The organism is Arthrobacter sp. DualSoilB13 (assembly GCF_055389195.1).
The window spans coordinates 56457-80587 of record NZ_AP035866.1; the positions used below are offsets into that span (position 1 = coordinate 56457).

The window sequence follows — 24131 nt, forward strand, 5'->3', positions numbered from 1 at the left end:
CAAAGTTGGGCCCGGGAATTGGATGCCCATTTGCCTATTGCCGGGTTGGTCCCGTGTCTGCGGGCAAGACAGGTTTTTGGCGCCGCAATTGGAGGATTTCTCCGTGGGCTGCTGCGAGGGCGGCTTCGAGTTCGGCGATCCTTTTCCGGTTAGTTGATCGTTCATGGGTGAGTTTGGCGGTGAGGGTCCTGACGATGCTGCTGGTGTCAGGGAGTCGCGGCTCGGGCAGCGCGACGGCCGCGGCGGGTGCGGTGGAAGGTGCAGTTTTGTCGCGGAGGTCCATGATGCGTTCGCGCAGGTCGAGGGTGCGGTAGAGGAAGTCTTTGGAGACCCCCGCTTCTGTTGCCACTGTCTGGAAAGTGATCGGACGGCCGGTCTTCAGGAGCCGTCGCAGTCCCTTTTCAGCTCGGGCGATAGCGGCTTCGCGTTTTGCCCAGGCGGCCCGCCGGAGGTTCTCGGTGTTACCCCCCGCCATCTAGCCTAAGACCTGACCCGGAGCACGTTGAACGTCGGAGTCTGTCCGTGCCAATGTTCCAGCTCCGGCCACGGGTGCCGTGCCGCGTGCGGGATCTTTGATGGCGTCGACGATGCCCTCCAGGGCGCGCTGTTCCCGTCGGCGGAGGGTAAGCCACACGTGGTTCTCGCTCATCGGCTCGCCGGTTCGCTGTTGGTGGGCTTCCTGGCGTTTGTCGACGAGGGCGTCCAGCGCAACCAGCTCACCCTCGTGGATGCCGAGGAAACGTTCGTCGGTGACGAACAGGTCGCAGGTCAGGCACGCGTTGCCCTTTGCGCAGGTTTGGGCCGGCGGGAGCGTGCACCATCCGTTGGGAAGGACACGGTCGGTGCGGGCGTCGAGGGCCATCAGCTCGTAGAGGTCCTCCGGTGACATGCGCGGCTGGCTGCCCTCCGCCGTGAGCTTGCGGTACTTGATAAATTCTGCTTTTGCCGTTGCGTCCAGTGTCTGGGCATAGTGCATGGTCATCTCGGGGGTGGTATGGCCGAGGTATCGCTGGACGACGTGAAGCGGGACGCCGGCGTTCAGCAGGTTTGTGGCCTTGGTGTGTCTGAAGTTGTGCGTTCTGGCCAGTTTGAGTGGTTGGTCGTTTTCGTCGCGGATGTCGGCGAGGTCGACCAGTTTGCGCAGCTGCGTGCGGAAAACATGACTGCTGTAGGGGCGTTGACCGTGCAGGTTGTTATGGCTCCGGATGAACAGATATTGCGGAGGCTCTGTTATCTGATTCCGGTCAAGATGGTCTTTGAGCCAGCGCTGTTGCTCGGCAATGATCTCCATCGCCTCCGAATCGATGAAGATCGTTTCGGGTGCTCCGTCGATCTTGGTCTGCTGGTACCGCAACTTCGCGATCCTCTCCGACCCCGGGTCTTCCGCTCCCGGAACTGGTATCAACGGATTGACGTCGATCATGCAGATTTCGCTCGCGCGGCGACCTGTCGCGATGAGCAAAAGGAGGATCCGCATCGCTTGGGGATCTCCCAGACCTCCGTCCGACCTTGAGGTCCCCAGCAATGGTGCGTGCTGGGCGATCTGGGACATCGTGTGCTCGGAATAGAGCCGGGTTTCGTCCAGCGGCTCTTTCTTCGACTTCCGCGGGAGGTCACCTGGTCGAATGAGGCGAAGATAGTCCGGGGACAGAGTTGCCCAGCGGGCATCGATTCCGTTCTGTGCCGCGTCACTGGCCTGATCGACCATGAACTCATACAGCCCCCGAACCGCGGCCACAATGGAGGAAACACCAGAGAGCTCGCGTCGGCTGCCGCTTCGGGTTTTGAAGGCGCTCTCCGAAAGAAAGTCGAGCATCAAGGCCCTCCGTTCCCTGGCATCCCTGGCCAGCAGCGGAGTGTCGACACCTCGACGGGTGAGGAACCTGCCGAAAACTTTGATCCCGTTGTGTCTCTGCAGTACCGTTCCCCACGCGATGTCACCTCGTTCCAGCTCGGTCTTGACGAAGAACATCCCGCCCTGCCTCAGCCAGTCTGGTGCGACTTCGTGCCAATGGATGGCTGTCGTCTTGGGCGGGAAGTTCCGTCCCAGTGGGATGCGGGCGTCCAATTCCAATGACCAGATTTCCCGTTTCCACCAAGGGCCGTCGTCGTAGGCAAACCACAACAACTTCGAGGCACGGTCCAGCGGTCCGGTAATGGTTCGCAACGTTGAGGGGTTGGGCAGCACCCGGGTTCTTCTCGCCCAGGAAATGCTGAGCTCTTTCCGCCATTGGGATGGCGTGCGGCCCATCAGGCTTTCCCCATCCTGTCCCTCTGCTTTCAGCCGGCGGGAAGTCTCTGCCAGTTCCCTGACGAGCAGTCCCAGCGGCGAGCAGGGAACACGGCCGCCACCTTGAACGATGCGCCAGATGACGTACTGCATTTCCCGCTGCATTACAGGTGGGAGCCCGTCCAGATGAATATTGCCGATCTTGGAGTGGTAGTAAGCGAAGAAGGGCAGATACTGCGCCGGGATCGTGGTCCGGGTGTAGTGCAGTAACCGCATATTATGTGGAACCTGGTTGCCCAACGCGTGGTTGGCCTCGGCCGTGAAAGGATTTCTGCCGTTGAGGCTCAGCGCCTCCAGAGTTCGCGCGTCAGCGGATTTCATCCTGGCCCCTCCATCGGTTCGTTAGTCTTTGCCAGTCGGCAAGGGACTGGAGTTCCTCGTCATCGGTGACCCAGGCATACAGATCCAGGGTTGTCTGAACGTCAGCGTGTCCGAGCCGCCGGCTCACCACATGGATCGGGGCACCGGCCAGGAGCATTGCCGTGGCATGGGTGTGGCGGAACCAATGAGGCGTCCAGTCCTGCGGCACCGCAGAGCCCAGGTCCCTTCGAATGCGACCGACGCGTTTGTAGACGGTTTCCGACCTCAGGGGTTTGAACTCGTGCCCCCGCCTCAGGTTGACGAACACGTAGGCCTCATCCATCGTTGACACCACCAGATCCATTCCCGCTTCACACAACTGCCAGACGTATTCGGCGTAGAGCCTGTCCAAGCCATCGGAGATATGGATCTTGCGGTATCGCGAGCCTTTGACCCTTAAGCCGTACGGGTGGTCATCGCGCGGTGCGACCTCAAGATAGGGGTTTTCCCCGCGGCCGGAATGCCAGTCCCGATGCTTTAAAGACAGGGCTTCGCCCAGCCGGAGCCCGGTCTCCTCTAACAAGGTGAAAAGCAAGAGGTCCCGGACAGACCCGTTCCACTCCCCCGCTTTCGGATCGAACCGACCACAGTGATCCTTGATCGCGTCGATCTGTCGAACCGTCAGGATAGGAGCGCTGGACCGCCGCTTCGGCAGGCTGACCGACGCGCTGCGGCGCAGTCCACGGCTTGTATGACCCAGAAACGGCAGATAGGGACTCCGGGACGGGCGGTCGGAGTAAACGATTGCCCCGAAGTCGTACCCGCGCCACTGATGAAATGCATAGAAGGAGCGCACGCCCTGGATTCTCAGGGCAGCTGTTGAGGGAGCGCTCTTGGAAGCCGTGGCGGTCCCGTAAAGAGGAACCACGTCGGGAGGAATCCCGGTACGAATCCATGCCAGAAAGGCTGACATATCCTCGAGTTTCACTTGGGCCCAGGTTCGGCCGCGGGCTTCCAGGAAGTCCCACCACAAGCAGAGCGATCGCGAGTAAGACTTAACGGTGTTGGGTGAATGGCCGGTCTGTCTCAGGTGCTCGAAATAGAGCTCTATCTCCGGAATCGGAAGGAAATCGCCTCCGAGAACTGTCCACGTGGTTTCGGCACCATCGACTTGAACTCGCTGGACTCTCGCCATTGGTCAGCTCCCCTCCCCCATCAGCCTCCCGTTCGGAAGCCAACTGAGGTGGGACTGGAAGTGAACGATGAACGGAAACCCGGGATCTGCCCGGTGAAGACGAATACCGGATAGCGCTGTCTTCGACAGCGACAACGCGCCATCAGTTCCTGTTGAAGACGTTAAAGAACTGTCGGAAGCTGTACCGGATAAGCCGGAACGATAGCCCTGCGCTTCACCGCGGCTGAACGGAACGATGGTTTCTCCAGGATGGTCTCGCTCCTGGCGTTGATGAGCCTGGATCCGATCTTGGTGTCCTTTGCCCAGGACGGCACCAGCCCCCATTTGGCGATGAGGAGGCGTCGGTCAAAGGATCCCTCGTCCAGGCGTTCGGCCACTATCGGGACGTTCTGGGTCGGGGCGACGTTCCAGCTCGGCCCTGGAGGGCTGCCCTCGACTTCCTTGGCGTCGAAGTGGCTTAGAAGGTCGCTCGTTGCTTTGGACATCACGTATCTGCCGCACATGTGCCTATTCTTCCCACAAAACCGTCATCCGAAACCCAGAGCGTGCAGGGCGTCCGCTATTTATCGGCCCAGCGTTCGTGTCCGGCTTGGCGGCTGATCCCTGCGGCACGGCCGATGTCTGCCCAGGAAGCCCCGGCAGCTTTGGCGGCTGCGACGGTTTTATCCTTCCTTAGAACCGGTACATGCACGCCTAGTCACCGCCCGGCTTCGTCGATGACGGCTTTCTCCTAGCGAAAGCGTGCTTGTTCGGTCCTAAGCATGTCGAATGGGTTGATGTAGGGCACGCCGAGATGGCGGCAGGCGTCTGGGATTTTCACGCGTTTGATGGAGTCCGGCGCTGGTGTTTCGTGAGTGACGACGACGTATCCCTCTGCCGCGGCATGGGCCACAAGGTGGTAGTCGGCAGATTGTAGAAACTCTGATATCGCGCTGGCTTTGAATCCCTTTTCCGGGCTGCTGGCCCAGGCAGCCAGCGCCGCGAGCTGCGGCGTGATTTTGGCCGGAGGGCACGCTGCAAAAAAGCCTGACGGCCGTTCCTTCGCCCACTCGGCAAGCTCGTCATGGCCGCGCAGGAGCTCCTGACCGACTTTGTCAACGCTCCGGAGCTTCCCTGAGTCGTGATTCGCTTCGATCCACTCCCAGAATCCTGGGACGAAGTCGAAGCCGTAGTGGGCGTTCTTTGCTGTTACGAATACGTTGGCGTCCAAAAGGTACGTCACTTACAGGGCCCCAACCTTTTCTCCCAATTTATGGAACACCGCGGGGTTGTGCGATCCCGAGAGTTCGAACGCCTGTCGATGCAGAGTGCCGCCCTCTTTGGTGTCGGCAACGAGTGCGCGGATGAAGCGTTTTCCCAAGCGATACTGCTGAGTGTTGTAGTAATCGCCGCCGGATCCGGCCCGACGTGCCTTCCCCATGACCCGATCGAGCTCGTTTTCGAACTGCTCCCTGTAGCTATCCCAGTTCCAGTTGGTCAGGTCGAAGATCCTGCGCAGGACCACAAGGGTGCTGACCTTGTAGACGCGGGCAAGCCGGTCGAGTTCTTTGGTCAGGTCGCCGCCCGCACGGTACTCCTGCCGGAGATGGGCCAAGGGGACCAACAGTTCCGCCGCTACGGAGTTGCACCATTTCTCGATGTCGTTGGATTCAATGACGTGCAGGTCAGGACGGGAGACGGCGGATTGGCCGAGCCATACGTGTGCGATTTCGTGGGCGAGGGTGAATATCTGCGCGGCTTTGGTGTCTGTGCCGTTCACGAACACGACGGGTGCCGTGCTATCGGCCAGGGCAAATCCACGGAACTCGTTTGGGTCAAGAACGCGATGGGTGTTGGAGCCGACGATACCGCTGATCATTACCAGGATGCCTGCATCCTCAGCCAGCGTCGCGAGGCCAAACAAGGCGTCTTCCCACTTGGCGTAGCGGTTCCTGGTCTCCCAGTTCAGACCAAGCACTTCCGCTATCTGCAAGGCGGCTTGAGTAATGGGCGTCCGGGTGGTTACAGATCCGACAAATCCCAAGGGGTCCAGGTCGCGGCGTGCTGCGTAGTCGAGGTACCAGTCTTGGCGTCGTTCACAGATGTAGATGGTCTCCAGGAGATCCGCGCTGGGGTTCTCGACAGCTTCGTTGCGTATCGTTCGGAAGTCCGGGAGCGGTAAAGGCTCCTGGATAGGCGCCGGGAGGAAGAAATACCCGAAAGGGGTGTAAGTCGCCTCGGCATAGTTTTCCAGCTGGCGCATCGTTGGCTTGACTGTGCCGTTTTCCCATTCCGGCAGACGAGGGAACTTACTGATGAGATCGGCGACAGACTTTCCTGCCCGTTGGCGCGCCCAGGCGAAGATGCTGAGAGCGACATCCACGCGCTCGACCATTACTCCCCCGCTTTTCCGACACTCCTTGGTGTCGCTTCAGTATACGGAAGGCGGCTAGAACGTCACTTTCACCACAGACTGCTACCGACATTTCAGGAATGTTCGACCTACATCAGGCAAGCGAAGGACTGCTGGGAAAGCAGTGAGGAGCCCCTTTCCAAGGGGGCTCCTCACTGGCGAAGACGCCCTCGGCGTGACACTAGTTCACCGGAGCCCCTTTCTGACCCAAGCGATCAGCTGGTACTCCTTGCCGCAGGTAACCTGAACACCGGGGACTCAGGCCATCTTCCGCTACGAGACGACTTTTGCTTCCCGCAGCAGGTCACCTAAGCCCTGGGTTTACTGGTCCCGGACACTCATCTCCTGCTGCGAACTTCAGCGGTGCAACTCGATAAAACTAAATTAGCACACGGAATCTGCCTCCTTCCCAGCAACGGCGCGGGCATTTTACGTTTGCCGAACAGTTGAAAGTACCTTTACTATAGTTTTAGGTGGAACCATAGCTGAGGAGTACGTCAGTGGCTGCTATCAGAAGTATGTAGGACATTACGAGTACCGTGCATGCCAGTTAGAGCAGCCTCCTGTTCAGCAGGCGCAAAACTCATCTGTGGAAGGAGAATCGGGCCGTGCCTGACACTGCAAACGGGGTGGACATAGCGGCCGTGCTGGCAGACCCCCTTCTGCGATCGAAAGCCATAGCGCGGGAAGTCGACAGGAGCTTGGGCGCCCGTAAAGCCGTTCCGATCCGGAACTCCTTCGTTCGCAATGACAACCCGGCCCAAGATGCTCCGTTGAAGAAACTGGTCTCCATTGGCGGCGGACGTGGCGGGGCAGTGACGGTCCTGCTGTATGTAGCGCTTATTTGGAAGTGTGCCAAGAAGCCCTTCGACGTGAAACTGCCGGCACGAAAGTGGGCCGAGCTCCTAGGTTTGGCTGATCCCACCGGCAAGGGAGCGCGACGGATCACCCATGCGTTGCAGACCTTGGCAGACAATCAGCTCATCAGGCTCGATAAAGTCCATGGCGAAGCAACTAAAGTCACTCTTCTTGACGAATCGGGAGACGGTTCTGCATATGAGCTTCCCTCGACGGCCTATTCCCGGCATGGCCTAAAGAAGGACCTCTATTTCAAGGTCTCCGGCAAGCTGTGGACTTCCGGGGACTTGCAGCAACTGAGCGCTTCCGGCCTCGCCATGCTCCTGATCCTCCTGGAAGAAGGGGGATACAGACCCAGTGAGAACCCCATGAAAGCTCTGCACTTGTTCCCCAAGGGACGCGACATCTGGTTCACGACCGAAAACTTTCCGGCAAGATACGGCATAAGTGCTTCCATGCGCTCACGCGGCACCAAGGAACTTGAAGAGGCCGACCTGCTGGAAACGACGCGAATGCCTGTTGGCCCTCCCGGGGCGTTTCTGTCATTCACCACAGAAAAGGTGCGCAAGGTCTACACGCTTCACGGCAATGCCCTGGTGTCCGAACAAGAACCTGAATCAAAGGCTAGGACTGCGACCACAAAATCTGCTGGCCGCACGACAACAGTGAAGCCGGGCCGCAAGAAACCCGCTGCCAAGTAGAGCCACTCTCCCTAAGGCCAGAGCCGTACCGCGCCGGATTGGCTGCTGAAGGGTTGCCATCAAAACGACCCTCGCCCTACTGTGGCCAGCAAAGCCGCTACTGATTTCGAGAGCGGATCATTGTGCGAATTGAGGTTCCAGGCCACGGCAGCTACCGTCTCTTCTTCGACTGGCTCGCCGGCACGGGAGCTTTGCACTAGCAACATAGACACGCGGGTCCGGTAGAAATTCCAAAGCACGTCTACATGCTCCTGACATGCCGGTGTCATCCTCGGGGTCACCAGTTGCTCAACGCCAACCTCGGCAAACGGATCATGGTACGGCGCCAGGGCATCCGCCGCCTTCCCGCAGCCCGCCACCGGGCAGTGTACTTTCGTGTCCATCCTCAGTCCTCTCCTGGGTTCCTGATCCCAGAGTTCCGCCGACTTCAGGTGTTAAGTGGGATGGATGCCGTGTCGAAATTTCTGAGCCCAGTGGATCGCCTCTCTTTGGAACGCCCACCGGTCCCCCGTTGGTGGGCTTTGCGGCGCGATGCCGTAGCTGTCCCAGTTCCTTAGATGGGGGACGGTCCGTCAGGCAGATAAACCGGGCGTACCCCTGTGGCAGGCGACTGATCAGATTTGTGTCATCCCTGGGAGGCATCTTCTGCTGAACCAGCCACACGTTCTATATCGCTGATCAAGGGACGGAAGCCCGCACCAATTCCTTTGAGCTTGAATTGAACACCTTCGCCAAGCTGCGGGGTCAGCTTTTCCTCAAATGTGTAGCTGACGGATTCATCGTCATTACTCGTCATTGCCTTCAGGTCGCTGCCCCACATCAGCTGCGGATAGAGGACCTCGGGAGAGCCAAAACGTCCTTGAGAAGGGTCTCCGACCAACCACCCATTGATGAACTTGTGCGTGGACCTCCAATCCACGGGCTTGCGCGCCTCGATCTGCTCGGCAATCTCGGCGGGCAGCTGGAGCACATCCAGCACCGTCCGCCGCACATAGTCGAAGACCTTGTCGCATACGTCAGCGGCATCGGATTGAATCTCGTTGGCTGCTCTGAAGCCATGCTCAAACCCGTCGCTGACCAGCTTTGCGAGTCGATGCGTCTCGAGGTCGCCCTGAAAAATCGCCTGCTGCCTGATGGCAATCAGCAGGTCGCGCTTCCAATTCCTGTCGCCGGTATCGATGCCGTAGGAGATCGCTAGGTCGTTCTCGCTCTTGCCTGTGCTCCTGCAAATATGCCGCAGAGTCGCCTTGGAAAGGTTCTCGATTCCAATCCACAGATGGTTTAGGGCCAGGAACTCGCTGCCAAAAGTCCAATGCTCCAACGCAAAGGCATACTGGGAAAGGCAGCGCCACAGCCTTTGTTCGTCCTCGCCGCCGACCGCAGCAATGACCGCTTCCGAATGAGCGCTATCGATGAAACGGCCACGTTGCGGATTCTCGTGGTCACGGAAGTGCCGATAGAACTGTACAAATTGAAGCCCTTCCTCTGACGAAGGCTGCAGCTCATACACAACATGGATTCGGGGCTCACCGACCTCGGCATTCGTTACGAAGGCGATGATCGGGCGGAGCCAGGAAGCTGCTTCCGTGCCTATTGCGATTGCCTCGTCAAGATCATCGGCTTCAATTTCAAACTGAAAAACGAGCTCCCGCGGTACATGAAGAGCCTCATCGCCTGCGTACCTTGTGACCACAGCCAACCAAACGCGCCGGCCCGAGTCATCAGGGAGTTGGATCAGCCATGAAGCGTCCGGCCGGAAAACGGCAGAGGACTCCGCCAGAAGAACTATCCGGAAAAGCGGCTGGGTCTTTTTCTCCGTCATGCCGGGGAGTCTAGTCTTACCGGCAAGGTCACAAACTGTCATGCCGTCCGCGCCTGGCCAGAATCCAGACGTCCCACTTCCTTAGAAGTGGCACACGGGGTATGGACCACTGCCCTATCAGTTCAGAGCCGCGAGAATCCGCTTCGTCTTGTTGTCCCGGTTGTTATCCCAAAACAGGAGCAACACTTGACCGTCACAGAGACAGTTTTTGGCACGGTTCGACATAGTCATCGGATACGCGATGGATGGACCTGCAGACCGCACCGGTCATGACGGTCTGCAGGTCGGCGTCGGCGGGACGCCGAGATGGCCTATTGCTATGCCATCTCCTCGCGCAGCCCCATCAAGGTAATCAGTTCCCAAGCAGCATGTGCGGCAGCCAGGCCAGTTACTCCCGCGTGATCGTAGGCGGGGGCCACTTCGACGACGTCGGCGCCGACGACGTTGAGGCCACGAAGCTTGCGCAGCACTGAGAAGAACTCTCTGGTGTTGATTCCAGCAACTTCCGGTGTTCCCGTCCCGGGCGCATGGGACGGGTCCAGCACGTCAATATCTACGGAGATGTAAACCGGGCTGCCGCCAACACGTCTGCGTATTTGGGCGACGATGCTGGAGATGGAGCGTTCTTGAAAATCTTCGGTACGGATGATTTCAAACCCTGCTTTGCGGTCATCGTCGAGCTCGGAGGAGTCGTAGATGCCCCCTCTGATTCCAACGTGTTGGCAGCTTTCCATATCCATTAGCCCCTCTTCCGCTGCTCTGCGGAACGGGGATCCGTGCCAGATGGACTCGCCATGCAGCGCGTCCCAAGTGTCCAAGTGGGCGTCGAAGTGAATCACTGCGAGTGGACCGTGTTGGGAAGCAGCAGCCCTCAGCAGGGGCAGAGCGATGGTGTGGTCGCCACCGAGGGCCATAATCCTGGTGCCTTGAGAGGTCAGTGCCTTCGCTGCCGCTGCAATTGTGTTGACAGCACGTTCGGTCCCGTACGGGCTGACGGCCACGTCGCCTGCATCGACAACTTGCTGCAACCGGAAGGGATAGGCGTCGTGGATCTGGTGGTAGGGATGCAGTTGCCGAGAGTTTTCGCGGATGTGCGAGGGCCCGAACCGTGCACCAGGTCGGAAACTGGTTCCCGAATCAAAGGGAATGCCCAGCACTGCCACGTCGGCTCGCGGAACGTCTTCGATCCGGGGCAAGAGGGCGAAGGTTGCGATTCCTGCATAACGGGGGAATTCAGGATCGCTCCGCGGCCCTGTGATTTCGCTGGTGGTCATGCTTTTTCCTTTCGTAGATGCGGCCGATACTGGTCGTCTTTCAGGAACGCCAAGGGAGCCCTCCTGTAATGGCTTTTGGGCAGCCGGAACCCTCGGGGCGGCTGGACGCGTGATGGGTCGTTCCCCCGCAGGCAAATGCAGGCTCCTGCCGGGCGGGTCTTGTGAACCTGTGGCTATTCAGTGCTTAGGCAGTTACGGCATCCTTGAGGGAGTGGTCAAGTATGTGTGCCCAAAAGGGTGAACCAGGTGACCTATTCGACAAGCTTGGCAAGTCCAGCGGCTGTTACCTTCAAGTCCGGAATGGGTTCCTGGAAGGCAGTTGCCGTGGCGTGGTGACTCTGGAGCGCCCTAAGGTGAATGAGCAGCAGAGCCGCTTCTTCATTAGTTGTCGTGCCGCCGCTTGCCTTTTGCCTGCCGGTTAGGATGTCCCGGATCCGCACGTCGACTCTACTGATACTCGTCTGGAGTTCGGCAGCGAGTGCCGGGTCATCCAATGACCACAACATAACTTGGAGCTCAGTTCGCAGTTCTGTCAGCAGCTGGCTGGCATCGCTCTCGTCCCAGCAGCCGGCGATGCTGACCAAGGTTGCGCGGAGGTCGAAATCGGGACTTATCGCTGACTCGACACGGTCCAACAAATCGCTATTCATGCGATCGAACAGGGCCGCGACAAGACCTCTCTTCCCGCCAAAGCCCGAGTACACCGCGCCCGTCGTCACACCTGCAGCTTCAGTGATCTCTTCGAGGCTGACTGCTGATCCCCTTTCAGCGATCAGCCGTTCAGCAGCGTCCAGCAACGACTTCTGTGTCCGCTGCTTTGCTTCAGCCCTGCTTAGTCGCATCCGACCCTCCCTCTCCAATGGATGCTTACATGCTATTGCAATAACGGCATTATCTAAGTAATCATGTTACTCATGCTTGAAGAGAAGATGTACACAGAAGCGCTATACGACTTGGTCGGGGTTGTCGAGGAACGAACAACCTTCCCGACTGTCGATGAGATGCACGACTTCGTTGAGAAGCTGGCAGCGAACCACCCGGACTTGGTGGAAGTTTCCACGATTGGACGCTCAGGCGCCGGTGAGGAACTCCGGAAGCTAACGGTCGGCAGCGGTGCTAGGAATATCCTGATCGTTGGAAACCCGCACCCAAATGAACCCATTGGCATGGCGACGATCCAACATCTCGCGCGGCGGCTGTGTGAGCGGCCCGCGATGTTGGAGGATCTGGGCGCCAAGTGGCACTTTGTGCCCTGCATCGACCCCGACGGAACACGCCTGAACGAGGCGTGGTATTCCGGTCCGCACACACGGACGAACGTTGCAAGGAACTTTTACCGCCAGGCCATGTCCGGCCAAGCTGAATGGACTTTCCCGGTGGAACACGATGGCCGTGTGTACGGTGACCCCATCCCGGAGACGCAGGCCTTGATGCGGCTCATTGACGGAACCGAACCGGAGCTGGTTGTGACTTTGCACAACGCCGACTTCGGGGGTGGCTTCTTCTACGTGACCGGCGGCGACCCATCGTACTGGTCCGGGCTCACCGACATACTTGAGCACTACGGAGTGGAGCAAGAGGGCGGCCTTCCTGACTTGCCAGGAGCCCGGAAGTTTGCCCCCGGGGTTTTTGAACTGGTCAGCTTCGGTCAGATGTACGAGGCCCTTTCCGTGATGGATGCGGAACTTGCCGAAGAGATGCTGTGCGGGGGCAGCGCTCGAGACTATGCAGCCGGGGTGGGTGCTGCGACGCTGATCTGTGAGCTTCCGCTGTGGTCCGACCCTCGAGGTTTCGATAACGCAAGCACAGGGATGCCCTTCGGGGAACTTATGCGGTTGTCGGCATCAAATCTCAGATCAAGCGGAGAGCTCTTCGACCGAATGCTCAGCCAAGTTGAAGGAAAACTTGATACGGGTAGCCCCTTCCACAGCGCCATGAATGATGCGAGAAGCCTTATCGACGAAGCCGCCCAGAGCCGGATGATCGATTGGCAGGATGACAGCCAGCGATACGCCACCGAGGCCGAAGTTTTCATGGAATTAAGAGGGACTCCTGACACCTTGCTGCTTCGCGCCGGTGGCACGCTCCTACGTCTACTCGAAGACTCAGAGCCTTCCCCGGAAGTGAAGAACCTGCACGCCGAACTTTCCGAGATGTTCGAGTCCTGGTCACGCGAAATCGAACTCGACAGGCCCGGCATTCCCGTTCCAATCTCAGATCTCGTAGGTATCCAGAGCGCAGCGATCCTCATGGCAGCATCCCGTGTTCGCGAAGGATTGCCCGTCTAGGGCAGGAAGCATCCAGGCTTGCCCGCCAGTTCTCACACCAAACACCAATCCGTCGTCAAAGATGCCGCATGGAGGCTTTCGTGTCCCAAACAGTTACACCGCCAACACACACAGCGACGAGTCGTCCTGTTCTTGCCCTCGTTATACTTTCGCTTATCGCCATAGCTGAGCCCTTTCTCGCTGGTCTCATCCTGCCGACACTGCCCCTGTTGCAGACCGAGCTGGGCGTCGACCCTTCAACTTTTGCGATAGCTCTCACTGCGTCCACTCTCGCGGGCGTTGTTGCTACGCCGCTGGCAGGGCGCATGGCCGACATATACGGTCCCCGACGAACCCTGCTCGTTGTGCTTACAGCCGTCATCATAGGTGGGTACACGTCTGCATTCGCGGATGGATTCCCAGTCTTCCTTGTGGGCCAAATCCTCGTCGGTTGTGGGTTCGCCCTTGTTCCGGTGATCTTCGTTGTCCTCCGGTCCGCCTTTGCGCCAGAGCACATGAAGGTAGCAACTGGTGTTGTCATCGCCATGCTGACGGCCGGGGAAGGCCTTGGTCTTTTGTTGTCGGGCCCGGTCGCACTCTCCCTTTCAAGGGCCGCACTCTTCGCCATTCCCACAAGCTTCCTGGTCCTCGCGGCCCTCTTCCTGTGGTTTTCGAAATCAGTAAGCGACACTGCCAGCTCAACTCGCATGCTCAAGATGCCGTGGCTGGGAGCGGCCTTGCTGGCCTCAGGCCTGCTGGCCCTTTTTGCCGGCTTAAACCTCGCACCTGACCTCGGGTGGTTCACGTGGACCACGCTGGGCCTCGTGGTTGCGGGATTGGTCATCCTGATCCTCTGGTTCATCTCCGAGCGACGTTCGAAGAACCCATTGGTCGAAGTAGGCCTGCTTAGCCAACGCGGCATCTGGGCCCCGATGCTTGTCAGCGCTGCCGAGGGAGCGACGATGGCCGCGACATCCTTCATGATTCTTCAGCGGATTTCCTTGCCAACGGATACCGGCTACGGGCTCGGTGCCGACGTCACGCAAACAGGTCTCTTCCTCATCTGCGGCTCCATAGCCGGAATTATTGCTTCCCCGTTGGCAGGGCGGATTGCAGTCTGGACCGGAACGGCATTCATGGCAACAGTCGGCAGCGGCCTGCTCGTCGCGGGAGCCGTTTGGCTCGTGTTGTTCAACGGTGCCACTGAGGTAATCACAGGCCTGGTACTCATCTTCGCCGGTTCCGGCGCAGCTTCCTCTTCGGCGTATGCCGCCACGACACTCTCAGCGCCAGCGGACGAGGTAGGCATCTCTACAGCACTGATCGCTTTGTCCAGAAGCCTTGGCCTTGCCCTGGGTACCCAATTGGGCGCAGTCGCCTTGGCTGACCCCGAACTACCGCAGGATGACTTCAGCCGCGGTCTGCTGTTGGCCGCAGCTGTAGCGGCCACGGGCCTTATCACCAGCCGGTTTTTCCCCAAGGACCGCGGTCGGATGACCGCCCCGGTCGAGTAAGAAATCTCAGTGGGCTTGGAAAGCCCAGGAGGTGACTTACCACCGGTAAGACATCAGCGTTCCGAAGCGCCGATGGCGTCAGCAAACAAGGGTGGCATGCCCTGGTCGGCGCCTGCGTGTTTCCCAAAAGTATTGGAGACTTAAATTGCCAGGAGAGAACCTTACCGAACGTGAGGCAGAGGCGCGGTCAGCGCTAGTGACCGTCCATGAGTACGACATCCATGTGGACCTGACGACGGGTCCGAGGACCTTCCTTAGTCGAAGCACCGTGAGGTTTTCGGCCACCAGCAAAGAAGGCACGTTCATAGACGCCATGATGGAGAGCGTCAGCTTAGTTCGCCTTAACGGCAAGGATCTGGATCCGAGGGAAGTCTGTGACGGCGCCCGGATCCACCTCCCGAATCTGGATCAGCAGAATGAGCTCACCGTCGTCGCCCAAGGCCGGTACATGAACACCGGTGAGGGGCTCCATCGTTTCCAGGATCCTGTAGACGGCGAAACATACCTCTACACGCAGTTTCAGGTCGCGGATGCCAGAAGGGTCTTCGCTGTCTTCGATCAGCCGGACCTCAAGGCGGAGTTCCGCTTTTCCGTGACCGCACCCCCGGATTGGGTGGTTATCTCCAACGAACCGTCAATCGAGCCCATGATTAATGCTGTTGGAAGTAAGACGTGGGGTTTCGGGAGAACTCCACGGATTTCCAGCTACATCACTGCGCTGGTGGCCGGGCCTTTTGGGGCTGCACGCGGCCAGCTTGAGAGCGTCGACGGCCGAACTGTTGAGCTGGCGGTATTCGCGCGCAAGAGCCTCATGCAACACGCGGACGCCGATGACATTCTCGAGAAGACCCGTCAGGGCTTCACGTATTTTGAAGACCTTTTTGGATGCCCGTATCCCTTCGCGAAGTACGATCAGATCTTTGTCCCCGAGTTCAACGCGGGTGCCATGGAGAATGCAGGCGCAGTGACGATTTCTGAAGAACTGCTCTTCCGGTCAAAGGTTCCTGATGCGCTCCGGGAACGCAGGGTCGTGACCGTTCTTCACGAATTGGCCCATATGTGGTTCGGGGATCTTGTGACAATGCGTTGGTGGGATGACCTTTGGCTCAACGAATCCTTTGCTGAATGGGCCGCTACGATGGCTGCTGCAGAAGCCACGGAGTGGACCGACGCATGGGCAACCTTCGCCGTCAAGGAGAAGGAGTGGGCCTACTACCAGGACCAATTGCCATCGACCCATCCAGTGGTGGCAACAATTGCCGATCTCAATGATGTTCAGGTCAATTTCGACGGAATTACTTACGCCAAGGGCGCGTCGGTGCTCAAGCAGTTGGTGGCGTGGGTGGGCCTTGATGCCTTTATTTCCGGTCTGCGCACGTACTTCAGCAAGCATCGTTGGATGAATGCCACGTTCGGTGACCTGATTGTTGAGCTCGAGAAAGCGAGTGGGCGGAGCCTGCAGCCTTGGGCTGCCAAATGGCTTCAATCCGCAGGGGTGAACACGTTGAGAGCCCGGATCGAAACCGATGATTCCGGCCATATGACGTCGGTGAAAATTCTTCAATCCGGTGCTGGTGAAGACCCGATCCTGCGAGCACACCGCATCGCTATTGGCTGTTACGAGCTGTTGGATGGAGAACTCATCCGTATCAAGAGGGTCGAACTTGACGTCGATGGAGAATCGACCGAGGTGGTCGCCCTGAAGGGAATGCGCAGGCCAGCACTGGTTCTTTTGAACGATGAGGACCTTGCGTATGCAAAAGTCCGTCTTGATGAGTCCTCGCTTGAATTTCTGTGTGCTCATTTTTCGGCACTCAAGAGCCCCTTGGCGAGAGCCTTGGTGTGGGGATCGCTTTGGGACGCTACCCGGGACGCCGAAATGGCTTCAAGAGAATTTATCGCCTTTGCGCTCGAACATCTCCCTGACGAATCATCGTCGACAACGATGCAGGTCGCGCTTGCCAATGTTCTGACTGCCGCTGAAGTGTATACATCACCTGACCGCCGCGGCGAAGTCAGGAACATCGTGGCCGACAGTCTATGGGAGTTCGCCGAAATGGCATCTCCTGGAAGCGACGCACAATTGCAATTCATCTCGGCCTTCGCATCGATCGCCGAAGCCAGTTCCTATCTACCTGATCTCCAATTGGTGTACTCAGGCAAGCGCACACTTGCTGGACTTACCCTTGACGCAGACCTCAAATGGCAGTTGTTGACCGGACTGGTTAGTGCAGGACTCGCAGGAGAGCCGGAGATCGAGGCACTGAAGCGTTCAGACAATACCGCTAGGGGCAACGAATCCGCTGCCCGGGCTCGGGCGGCCATCCCAACCCAGGGAGCGAAAGAGAGGGCATGGGAGTCCCTAATTGAGCGAAGCGAAGCACCCAACGGTCTCGTAAAGGCCACTGCTGAGGGGTTCCTCCGCGTCGATGATCCGGGACTGCTTGAACCGTTCGTTGATCGATACTTTGAAGCGCTTGGCGGTATATGGAAAGAACGCAGCTATGCCATTGCCGAAAAGCTCGTCAGTGGGCTTTATCCGAGACCTGTCGTAGGCGCTGCTGTTATCGACTCGGCCACGTTCTGGCTGGAGGCTAACCAGAACGATGCCGCACTTCGGCGACTTGTCATCGAACATCTAGCGGAGACCGAGCGCAGTTGGGCGGCGCAGGCCAAGGATGCGGTCCCTAGATGAAACAGATTCCTTTGCGACTACCGGCAGCCGCCTGTCAAGGAAACCAGTCCAGGCCGGGGGCAGACACCACGAGCACAGAGGCATCCGAAGGCGAAGAAGGATTCTGCGTGAAGGTGCTCGTTAACGACGGCCTCAGTCTCCAAGCCCAACTGGACTCGGCCGTCGAGAAAGTCCAACAGCACGCCGTTTCACTTGGTCGGGGCGGGATTCTGATCGCCCAGCTTAGCTACTCCGAATTTGAAGTTCGCCATAGTTCAGATGTGCCCTACGGAGAAACGCGCGAAGTTCGCTGGCAGGGCTCTGCCAGCGATAGCGACGACATCACCGGCGGTCGGCCCGATGGCATAAGTTGCAAACCCCCGGAAGCATCCTGGACAGCTACCACTAACGGCGTGCCATCAGGCCAACCAGAGACGAGTGCGCTCAGGCGCGATATGGGCCGCGGACCTTCGGATAATCGAACGATGGGCGATGAGCCAGAATGCATGCCTCCCCGGAGGATCAGCTTCGGTCTATCAGGAGACCCCACTTGGTTGCCGGCCTTTCAGGAAGAAAACCAGGGTAATTGGCACCCTCCACAATTCCACGTCGGCCAGCGGGTGAGGGTTACTGACCCAGCCAAATCACATACAGGAACCATCGATTCCGTGATGCCCGACGGAAGTATGGTTTGGGTTTGGCTGGACGGAGGGGTTGGACGAAAGCTCTTCGAAACCGCGGATTCCGTAGTTGAACCTATTGAATCCATGGAGGCTGCATAGTTTACGTCGGACCGCGCGTCAGTCCGTCGTGCTCCATTCAATGAACAGAACCTATCCATCGGCCATAAGCCATGGGATATGGCAGGACGAGACCATCGCCTCAGTCTGCTACGGCGACAGGTGTCCCGGAACACCCACAAGGGCACCTGTATCCGCTCCCCAAGAAGGAGTCCGCCACGAACGATACACAACTCGTACATCGTTCAATCAGTCGCCCTCGTGAGAGGTCGCGCATAGAGAGTTTCTGGGCCCCTTATCGGGAAGGGGCCCAGAAACGTACACCCAGCGATAGCATCCAAGCTGGCAGCAACGATGCGCCCCGCGGCAGGCCATGCCCTAGTTAGAGCCAGCCTGCTGGTGCCGATACAAGGTCGCGCGGCTCCAGCCGACCAGGCGCGCAGCTTCTTCAGCAGTACGCCCCTTCTCCCTCTCTTGTTTCGCGATGGCGAGCTTGTCCGCAATCACCAACGGATCCACCACGGGCCGGCCGAACCTCGTGCCATTCGCTTTGGCAACGGCGATCCCCGCGTTGACCCGTTCGGTAATCAGCTCTCGTTCGTACTCCGCCAACGTGGCGAGCATGTTCAACATCAGCCGGCCGGTCGTAGTTGCCGGGTCGATCCCATCAGAGATCGAACGAAGTTCCACTCCCCTGCTCCGGAGAAGATTCACGGTGTTCAACACATCTATCAGGGACCGTCCCAGTCGGTCCACGCGCCACACGACCACCGTGTCCCCCGCCTCCGCATACTCCAGAAGCTTCTTCATCCCTGGCCGCTCGGCCGCTGCCCGGCTACCGGACGTGACGTCCGCGAAAATATCCCGCTTCTGCACGCCAACAGACAAGAGTGCGTCCAGCTGCAGCTGCGCCTCCTGAGCAGCTGTGCTGACCCTCGTGTACCCAAGTAGCCTCATCGGGCCATTCTGCCTCATAAACACCTATACGCGACTAATCTGAGACACCGCACGACGAGATGAGTTAGCGAGACATTAGGAATCGCAGATTTCCGGCCCGGACGGGGGAGGCGTAAAGGTGACTGTCAGCGTCTCGCAAACCTTTACCTTTTTGGGACAACAATCTCCAGCAGTAACATGACGGCTGCGGCCAATGCATGCCGCCCTACACCAACCAGATACCGCCTCGAAGGTGCCACACAATGCGCTCCGCAAGTAGAGAGCGCGCTCAGCACTCAGAACGCGAAGCGGTCGACCTTTTTCGGAGATCCACAGGGTCCAGTCTCCCGACTTCTATAAGCAGCTGAACCGCAATGACCGGCTTCCGGCTCCAGGGCTTGCTGGGATCGGCGGCTATAGGTCATCGAGCACACTTCCACCGGTAGAAAATGCTATCGAAGTGATACTAAACAGCTAGCATCGAAGGCGTCCTATTCGTAGCTGTCTCGCACCTGCTCAAGTCCAATCCTCAGAGCCCTTAGAGCCATCGGGTGCTTTTTTCGTCCCTCCAGGGTTGCCACTGTCGACAACAGCTCCACAAGATCCAGGTCATTGTCGAATCGGAGCAGCATCGTTTTGGGGCGCCCCTTATCCCTTAGATCACTAAGTTCAGGTGTGAAACTCGGTCGTACAGGCGTGACCCGTTGGTCTCTGGCAGCCGGCGCGGCCAGAAGAGGTTCAGCTGCGTTGCCAAACGCCTCTATCGCTTCCTCCCGAGCCTTCTCTGAAGCCGAACGTTTCTTGAGCGCCATTAACCAATCAACTCCTCTACCAAACCGCGGATCTCTCGCGCCGCTTTCGGATTCTTCCATTCAACGACACCCAGCCCCTCACCTACTACGTCGCGATAGGCTTTACGCTCGTACAGAACAGTCTGGAGCGGCTCGATGCTTGGGTAATCGGCAAGATATTCTCTTGCGTCAGCGCTCTCTGACTCAAAGGCATTTGTTGATACACGCGTGAGAGCTCCCCGAACGCGTAGGGATGGATTGAAGTCACGCGCTGTTTCGATAAGCCGGTCGACCGTCACCAGCGTGTCCAAGTCAAACTGACTGGACTGAGTCAAAATCAGCAGTTGGTGCGCAGCCGTCATGGCTGTACGCATCTCTTTGCTATCTTTACCCGCGACGTCGACCAAAACCATGTCATAACTCTTGTCAAGTTCTCGCAACGTCTCGTGGAGGCTGCCCAGCTTTTCTACGACAAAAATGCGCGGTTCGTGACCGGCCTCCTCGCGGTCAACGGCCCAACGAGCGGTAGACCGCTGACGGTCCCCGTCCACTACCGCTACTCGCATCCCGCGCTTCGCTAGCTCTACGGCCATGTTAGTGACGACAGTGGACTTACCCACCCCACCCTTTTCGCTTCCAACAACAATGATCATGCCGACAACGCTAGCTGACGGCGGCTATCAAACCAGTACCGACACGCTAGCGGTTTGATATCACTTTCAAACTGATATCAAATTGCTATTTCAGGGAAGCGTGTGTGGAACGCTGTCGTGCAGCTGGTCTTTGACGCGTTAATACTGAAAAGCTAGCAATTTGAAACTGCTATCAAAACGGATCCCACCCCGCATGCCAACGGAGCTGCTCAAACACTATCAATTCAGTATGAGAAAACTAGCTATCTGATATCACTTTCAAGCTGATATCAGATCTCCGACAGGCCCCGTACTCCCCCGTTGAAGCTGCTTTGGGCACATTGATAACAAAAAGCTAGCAATTTGAAACTGCTACCCAAACGCTATCAAAACACTAGCGTTTTGATAGCGGGGGAACCCACCCCCCATGCCAACGGAGCAGCTCAAACACTATCAATTCAGTATCAGTAAACTAGCTATCTGATATCACTTTCGAACTGATATCGGACCAATATGGGTTGAATCCAGTACCCCGTTCGAAGGCGAAGGTTCGTAGGAACATCTAAGCAAGATTGGTCTCGGGGGGAGGGGGACTGCATCTGCACCAACGAGTATCACTTCACTATTGAACTGATATCAAACTGCTACCCCCTGGCACGCCTTGTCTTCCCAGTTTTAGTCGATGGACCAGGATCAAGGTCCCATGGCCGCAATTACCCCGAACAGCCGTCCGAGTATTGACCAGCCCCGGGCCCAATAGGAGCTGCAATATTATGGCGTCAGGAAATCCTGACATAATTTGAGAAGAGACTCAGGGGCAATACCAAACCTTAACCTAGAGAGACGCCGACGTATGAAGTGGGACATGCAGGATGGGATCCACGAAGGATGGCCAAGTGCTGTCGCTCCAGACGGAAGGATCACGGGAGACATCAGAATTGGCAGCCTTTCGGTTCAAGGTATCTCAGGTAATTTCCCCCGACATCCAGGTCAGGCTGACCACGAGGTTGTCCCAGATGACCAAGTTGTAGGCTGGCGTTCATTTTGTGCATGCGGATGGTTCGGTCCCTTCTGGGAGCGAGTTCCGACATCATCGGAAGTTAGCCTTTCAAAGCGCCTTGCCTTTGTACCCCTTCTTGGTGTGGCCGTGCCATCCGTCACTGTTGAGGAGGCCATGCGCCGTGAGTGGACAGCCCACGCAACTCCCGCTTCCGCAATTTCCGAATTACAAGCCGCCTTCCGAACGTTGAAGAACGCAGAGGCACGCCTGGGTAGGGGAGTGGAGTCGGCACGATCTGTGGGTGTCTCATGGGCCCGTATCGGAGACGTACTAGGAGTCAGCAGGCAATCAGTCCATGAACGTTGGAAGTCTTAACACCCAAGCTCGTGCTAAACGGACTACGTCTAGAGCCCCATCTCAAACTCGGGCTAGCAAACACCGCGTGCTTACTTGGTACTGTCCGGGTTTCCTCACGCTCATAGCAAAGTCTGCATGATCTCCCGGCGGTAATCGGTGTGCTTCCGTTCAACTTCGTAAAAACTGGCTCACTGGCCCGGCACCTCCAAGAACCGGGCCAGATAGGTCCGCCATCGCAGCTAATGCCAGACTCCGGCTCAATCTAGGCGGTAGTGGGGGAGTGCCTGCCCGTGCAATGGCCTTAGGCATCGACAACTAGTCACCCGTAGCCCTGCGAATTTTTGCTTGAAACTTGAGGACTTACGAGGGCTTTGGCAGTCCCTTATTTCTCAGTAGCCAAGGTACTATCCGCTTCACAGTCCTCTGATGAAGGCCATATCAGCTAGGGTCCACTCATCAGGTGGCCCCTCGAAGGCTTCCCAAGGGTAATCATCTGTGGGGGAGAGGAGCTCTGCGACTGTGTTCACGTTCTTTGAAAGCCACTCCCGCCACACTATCCGTTCAATGCGGTATCTCTGGAGTTGGGCAGCTACAACTTCCAGCACACCAAAGCATTCTGCCAGCTCCTGGAGAGAGGTCGTAGCAACGATCACCCAGGATCGCGTGCCATTCCTTGAGATCATGTTCCAGGCTGCCAGGACCTCAAGGCTTTCGCTCACGGCGGTTCTGGACAGCTTTGTCCGAGCGACCAAATCCGTCGTTGTGAGCCCTGGCGTGCTCTCCAGGGCTTCGTAGACAAACGCCGCCGGCAAACCCAGCTCCCTGAAAACCGGCCTGAGCGAGTGAATCTTTCCCTTTCGCCAAGTTAGATCCTCAGCCGCTGCACGGAGTCCTTCGGGAATCGTCAACATGTACAGATCCCCCTTGGTTCCCCGGCCACGTTCTACCAACGTCACCAGCGGGTCATTCTCAGCACGCAAAGCCCGCAAGTGAGAGCCCACAGTTGTGTGATCCAATCCACTCGCCACGGCGATTGAACGGTCACCAAACTCAACAAATCGGGACGCTGTCATATGGGCAGCCGCGCCCAACGCTCTTAAAACCATCCGACGTGCCAGCCCAGTCCGGGAGCTGGCGTATGCAGGCTCCCTCAGTGACAGGGCGTTTCTCCAGGCTCGCAGGTAGCGGTGCTCGCTGCTCGGATCTGGGTTTGAGGGTGTTCCTAGTAGGGGCTGTGTATTTGGCTGGCTTGTGGGGGATTTACGGGCATTGTTATTCCCGGTCCTTGAGCCTTGGTTTTTTCGTAGGTAGTCGATCGCGTTGTTCCAGTCCCGTTTCAGGGAGGGGAGCCGATGATGTGAGGCGTAGCGGGCGTAGAACGATGCGAGTCCGGGCCAGACACCCTGGAGGACCCGTCGTTGTACCTCAACAAGTTTCATTCCCGCGGCGGCAGCGGCTGTCAGGACAGCCTGACGGGCTTCGGAGTCCGAGGCGTACCGATTGGCGTCGTACAGGCCCGACAGCGCCATCTGCTGCATTGGCCTGGACATCCGCCCGATCATCTGCGGTGCTTCCGGGTCTCTGTTTTCCCCGGGAAGCGGCTGTTCCAGTCGCAGGGCCCGTACGCTGGCGATTTCATCGCTCAAGTCTTGGCGTAGTGCGTCCCAGACCCGAACTTTGTTTGGGCGTCGCGCAACGTCGTACGCCACGCTGAGGCTCATGGCGAGTTCCTGGTGGCCGCCGCGCTTGTGGGGTGATCCTGGTGTGCGCATGCAACCGTGTAGAAGGTTTTGGTGTGGAGATTTATCCAATGTCCGGTATCGAGTGCCGAGTGCCTCGACAACGTCGCGTGCCTCGGAAAAGGAAACCCTTGTCTCCAGTGGTATGTAAACGTGCCGGCCACCATTGGGGGAGTGATCTTCAATCCACCGAGCGCCACAGCTGTGCAGCCACGATTGGAGGGACTTCACGTCCGCTTCCACCCAGTCGATTCCTGCAACTGAGGAGTCGAAGTCCAGGAAGATGGCCGAGCAGCTACCGTCTTTCCCGAAGATCCGGACCGCCGCAGGAAAAGTGGGTAGCGTCTCAGTCAGAGCGCGTTCGTGCTTTTGGGGATAGGTCTTACCGCCGTCTCGAGACAGGCGAACACGGGGTTGACCTGCGAGAAGAGGCGCCAGCGAGGCCCACGCTTGCGCGGCGTCAGCGGTCGGGGAATGGTCGCGAGACACGCCAGCGGGTACGACTGCTGGCAGCACGCGAGCGTGCTGTTGTACGATGAGAGCACTCCTTTCGAGGAGGTCCTGTCAGAGGGACAACAAAGGGCCGGCCCGCAAAGACCGGTTACATAGCAAGACAAAGGTGAATCTGACAAGATCAACCTTCACGACT

At 58.2% G+C, this 24131-nt stretch carries 17 protein-coding genes and 1 pseudogene; 5 read left to right on the forward strand and 13 right to left on the reverse strand.

Annotated features, from left to right (window positions below; genetic code table 11):
* Positions 1–34: 34 nt before the first annotated feature.
* The 6 genes from ACZ5J0_RS20245 to ACZ5J0_RS20270 form a co-directional block, all read right to left on the reverse strand.
* Positions 35–475 (reverse strand): DUF6262 family protein, encoded by a 441-nt coding sequence (locus tag ACZ5J0_RS20245; protein WP_464094906.1) that lies wholly within the window; start codon positions 473–475, stop codon positions 35–37.
* Positions 476–2611, reverse strand: coding sequence for a tyrosine-type recombinase/integrase (locus ACZ5J0_RS20250; protein WP_464094905.1), 2136 nt, complete (start codon positions 2609–2611; stop codon positions 476–478).
* Positions 2598–3785 (reverse strand): tyrosine-type recombinase/integrase, encoded by a 1188-nt coding sequence (locus tag ACZ5J0_RS20255; RefSeq protein ID WP_464094904.1) that lies wholly within the window; start codon positions 3783–3785, stop codon positions 2598–2600. The genes ACZ5J0_RS20250 and ACZ5J0_RS20255 overlap by 14 nt, the downstream gene beginning before the upstream one ends.
* A 161-nt stretch (positions 3786–3946) precedes the next feature.
* A complete protein-coding gene (locus tag ACZ5J0_RS20260; RefSeq protein ID WP_464094903.1) occupies positions 3947–4288 on the reverse strand; it encodes an SOS response-associated peptidase in 342 nt (113 codons plus the stop codon).
* Positions 4289–4515: 227 nt separating this feature from the next.
* On the reverse strand, positions 4516–4995 hold the full coding sequence (locus tag ACZ5J0_RS20265) for a DUF4411 family protein (protein ID WP_464094902.1): 480 nt from the start codon (positions 4993–4995) through the stop codon (positions 4516–4518).
* Between the two features lie 12 nt (positions 4996–5007).
* Entirely contained in the window at positions 5008–6147 is a 1140-nt protein-coding gene (locus ACZ5J0_RS20270; protein ID WP_464094901.1) for an ImmA/IrrE family metallo-endopeptidase, read from the reverse strand.
* Positions 6148–6785: 638 nt separating this feature from the next.
* Here ACZ5J0_RS20270 and ACZ5J0_RS20275 point away from each other — a divergent pair.
* Positions 6786–7736 (forward strand): hypothetical protein, encoded by a 951-nt coding sequence (locus ACZ5J0_RS20275; protein ID WP_464094900.1) that lies wholly within the window; start codon positions 6786–6788, stop codon positions 7734–7736.
* A gap of 625 nt (positions 7737–8361) precedes the next feature.
* Here ACZ5J0_RS20275 and ACZ5J0_RS20280 read toward each other — a convergent pair.
* The 3 genes from ACZ5J0_RS20280 to ACZ5J0_RS20290 all read right to left on the reverse strand — a co-directional run bounded on the left by ACZ5J0_RS20280 (position 8362) and on the right by ACZ5J0_RS20290 (position 11674).
* Positions 8362–9558, reverse strand: coding sequence for a hypothetical protein (locus ACZ5J0_RS20280; RefSeq protein WP_464094899.1), 1197 nt, complete (start codon positions 9556–9558; stop codon positions 8362–8364).
* Positions 9559–9875: 317 nt separating this feature from the next.
* Positions 9876–10832, reverse strand: coding sequence for an agmatinase (gene speB, locus ACZ5J0_RS20285; protein WP_464094898.1), 957 nt, complete (start codon positions 10830–10832; stop codon positions 9876–9878).
* A 251-nt stretch (positions 10833–11083) separates the two neighbouring features.
* Positions 11084–11674 carry a TetR/AcrR family transcriptional regulator gene (locus ACZ5J0_RS20290; protein ID WP_464094897.1) on the reverse strand — a complete coding sequence of 197 codons (591 nt, stop codon included), beginning with the start codon at positions 11672–11674 and terminating at the stop codon, positions 11084–11086.
* A 72-nt stretch (positions 11675–11746) separates the two neighbouring features.
* Here ACZ5J0_RS20290 and ACZ5J0_RS20295 point away from each other — a divergent pair, with 72 nt between their 5' ends.
* The 4 genes and pseudogenes from ACZ5J0_RS20295 (at position 11747) to pepN (ending at position 17308) form a co-directional block, all read left to right on the forward strand.
* A complete protein-coding gene (locus ACZ5J0_RS20295) occupies positions 11747–13120 on the forward strand; it encodes a M14 family zinc carboxypeptidase (RefSeq protein WP_464094896.1) in 1374 nt (457 codons plus the stop codon).
* 68 nt (positions 13121–13188) lie between these two features.
* Positions 13189–13530 (forward strand): annotated as a pseudogene (locus ACZ5J0_RS20300) (MFS transporter); the annotation flags it as partial.
* Between the two features lie 84 nt (positions 13531–13614).
* Positions 13615–14613 carry an MFS transporter gene (locus tag ACZ5J0_RS20305; protein ID WP_464097229.1) on the forward strand — a complete coding sequence of 333 codons (999 nt, stop codon included), beginning with the start codon at positions 13615–13617 and terminating at the stop codon, positions 14611–14613.
* A 145-nt stretch (positions 14614–14758) separates the two neighbouring features.
* Complete coding sequence (pepN, locus tag ACZ5J0_RS20310; RefSeq protein ID WP_464094894.1) at positions 14759–17308, forward strand: aminopeptidase N; 2550 nt, start codon at positions 14759–14761, stop codon at positions 17306–17308.
* Positions 17309–18405: 1097 nt separating this feature from the next.
* Here the strand turns inward: pepN and ACZ5J0_RS20315 are convergent.
* The 4 genes from ACZ5J0_RS20315 to ACZ5J0_RS20330 all read right to left on the reverse strand — a co-directional run bounded on the left by ACZ5J0_RS20315 (position 18406) and on the right by ACZ5J0_RS20330 (position 23998).
* The gene (locus tag ACZ5J0_RS20315; protein ID WP_464094893.1) at positions 18406–18984 is read right to left on the reverse strand and encodes a recombinase family protein; all 579 of its coding nucleotides are present in this window, start codon (positions 18982–18984) and stop codon (positions 18406–18408) included.
* A 470-nt stretch (positions 18985–19454) separates the two neighbouring features.
* The gene (locus ACZ5J0_RS20320; RefSeq protein WP_464094892.1) at positions 19455–19775 is read right to left on the reverse strand and encodes a hypothetical protein; all 321 of its coding nucleotides are present in this window, start codon (positions 19773–19775) and stop codon (positions 19455–19457) included.
* Positions 19775–20407, reverse strand: coding sequence for an AAA family ATPase (locus ACZ5J0_RS20325; protein ID WP_464094891.1), 633 nt, complete (start codon positions 20405–20407; stop codon positions 19775–19777). The genes ACZ5J0_RS20320 and ACZ5J0_RS20325 overlap by 1 nt, the downstream gene beginning before the upstream one ends.
* Positions 20408–22156: 1749 nt before the next feature.
* Entirely contained in the window at positions 22157–23998 is a 1842-nt protein-coding gene (locus ACZ5J0_RS20330) for a MarR family transcriptional regulator (RefSeq protein ID WP_464094890.1), read from the reverse strand.
* Positions 23999–24131 lie beyond the last annotated feature (133 nt).